We start from the raw sequence: 760 nt of genomic DNA on the forward strand, positions 1-760 counted from the left end.
GGATTAGGTACACAAAGCTGAAAATCTATACTTGTTTGCTTAAAATTAGTAGTATCTTGAAAGCTACATACATTATGCGTATATGAATCTATGCCTATATATTCAACTAATTCCCTGATAAATTTACTCATATATAAACCTCCTTTTATTAAAAGTTATATTTCTATATCATCTTATTCAATTATTAATAATAAGGTGTTATTTTCAATAAAATTCATTTGTTTTTTTATAAGAGTTTTTTGTTATAGTAAAATTAATAATAATGCGTACATAATAACCCTTAAATTTGACTATAACTCTTTAAAATGTTTAAATTTTAAAAGAGATCTATATAAAATACTTTTTTAAAATTTCATATAGATCCCTTAGTATAGTTATTTTTCAATTAGGTTAATACTTAATTATTTTTAATAATTATTTTAATTAATTATAACTTTATAGTTACTATATCAAGTAATCCTTTTTGTAATTATAGTCTATTGTATAAAGCATAGTTTGATTTTCTATAAGGCTTACTTTGGTTATAATTATCATAGCTACAATTACATCCACAATTACAGCTACTATCTTTATGACCATCATGGTGATTATCTTGATGACAACCACAGTTATTACCTTCATGACAAGTACAGCTACTAGGATGAACTACTTTCGTTTCTTGCGGCTTACAAGGATCATAATGAGGTTTTGAATATCCACATGGATCACAATTCCCACCCATTGTATCTATTATTGTTTCTCCTGCAGCAACTGACTTACT

1 protein-coding gene is annotated in these 760 nt (G+C 25.3%); it reads right to left on the minus strand.

The window, feature by feature from the left end; genetic code table 11:
• Window positions 1-469 precede the first annotated feature (469 nt).
• On the minus strand, window positions 470-760 hold a 291-nt coding region (locus ACEXNK_RS17515; protein ID WP_373601498.1), incomplete at its 5' end, for a hypothetical protein.

The organism is Paraclostridium bifermentans, assembly GCF_964259345.1.
GTDB classification, from domain to species: domain Bacteria; phylum Bacillota; class Clostridia; order Peptostreptococcales; family Peptostreptococcaceae; genus Paraclostridium; species Paraclostridium bifermentans_B.